Origin of the sequence: Nocardia sp. NPDC058518, assembly GCF_042719655.1 — a bacterium.
Lineage (GTDB): Bacteria > Actinomycetota > Actinomycetes > Mycobacteriales > Mycobacteriaceae > Nocardia.
In genome coordinates, this window is record NZ_JBHXNJ010000048.1 from 1 (window position 1) to 1,632 (window position 1,632).

Annotated in this window: 2 rRNA genes; both read left to right on the plus strand. The window is 55.0% G+C overall.

Annotation, left to right across the window (positions count from 1 at the left end):
- Positions 1–1,385, plus strand: a 23S ribosomal RNA gene (locus tag ACFWPX_RS36895); the annotation flags it as partial.
- Positions 1,386–1,511: 126 nt separating this feature from the next.
- Positions 1,512–1,628 (plus strand): 5S ribosomal RNA (gene rrf / locus ACFWPX_RS36900).
- Positions 1,629–1,632 lie beyond the last annotated feature (4 nt).

Here is a 1,632-nt window from a genome sequence, read left to right on the forward strand (position 1 = left end):
TGAGACGTGATGCGTACCCGTTGAGGGGAATTCAGTGATCCTATGCTGCCGAGAAAAGCCTCTAGCGAGCTGGTACACGGCCCGTACCCCAAACCGACACAGGTGGTCAGGTAGAGAATACTAAGGCGATCGAGAGAACTGTGGTTAAGGAACTCGGCAAAATGCCCCCGTAACTTCGGGAGAAGGGGGACCACATCTGGTGAACGGATTTACTCCGGGAGCTGGGTGGGGTCGCAGAGACCAGAGAGAAGCGACTGTTTACTAAAAACACAGGTCCGTGCGAAGTCGTAAGACGATGTATACGGACTGACGCCTGCCCGGTGCCGGAAGGTTAAGAGGACCGGTTAGCCTGTCATGGGCGAAGCTGAGAATTTAAGCCCCGGTAAACGGCGGTGGTAACTATAACCATCCTAAGGTAGCGAAATTCCTTGTCGGGTAAGTTCCGACCTGCACGAATGGCGTAACGACTTCTCTGCTGTCTCAACCACAGACTCGGCGAAATTGCATTACGAGTAAAGATGCTCGTTACGCGCGGCAGGACGAAAAGACCCCGGGACCTTCACTATAGCTTGGTATTGGTGTTCGGTACGGTTTGTGTAGGATAGGTGGGAGACTGTGAAAGCGACACGCTAGTGTTGTGGGAGTCGTCGTTGAAATACCACTCTGATCGTATTGGACTTCTAACCTCGGACCATGATCTGGTTCAGGGACAGTGCCTGGTGGGTAGTTTAACTGGGGCGGTTGCCTCCCAAAATGTAACGGAGGCGCCCAAAGGTTCCCTCAGCCTGGTTGGCAATCAGGTGTTGAGTGCAAGTGCACAAGGGAGCTTGACTGTGAGACTGACAGGTCGAGCAGGGACGAAAGTCGGGACTAGTGATCCGGCACCGGCAAGTGGAAGCGGTGTCGCTCAACGGATAAAAGGTACCCCGGGGATAACAGGCTGATCTTCCCCAAGAGTCCATATCGACGGGATGGTTTGGCACCTCGATGTCGGCTCGTCGCATCCTGGGGCTGGAGTAGGTCCCAAGGGTTGGGCTGTTCGCCCATTAAAGCGGCACGCGAGCTGGGTTTAGAACGTCGTGAGACAGTTCGGTCTCTATCCGCCGCGCGCGTAAGAAACTTGAGGAAGGCTGTCCCTAGTACGAGAGGACCGGGACGGACGAACCTCTGGTGTGCCAGTTGTTCCGCCAGGAGCACTGCTGGTTGGCTACGTTCGGAAGGGATAACCGCTGAAAGCATCTAAGCGGGAAGCCTGTTCCAAGATGAGGTTTCTCTCCCACTTGATGGGTTAAGGCCCCCTACAGACCATGGGGTTGATAGGCCAGAACTGGAAGCCGAGTAATTGGTGTAGGTGACTGGTACTAATAGGCCGAGGGCTTACTACGAAGGTGTTACGCGTCCACTGTGCGGTTTCTGAAACAACAGACACTGCAGCAGACATGATCCAACAGGGGTCTCTTTTCGGAGGGGTTCGTGTTGGGGAGATGTCGCGCTGTCTAGTTTCATAGAGTTACGGTAGTTATAGCGGTGGGGAAACGCCCGGTCCCATTCCGAACCCGGAAGCTAAGGCCACCTGCGCCGATGGTACTGCACTCGACAGGGTGTGGGAGAGTAGGACACTGCCGGAACATC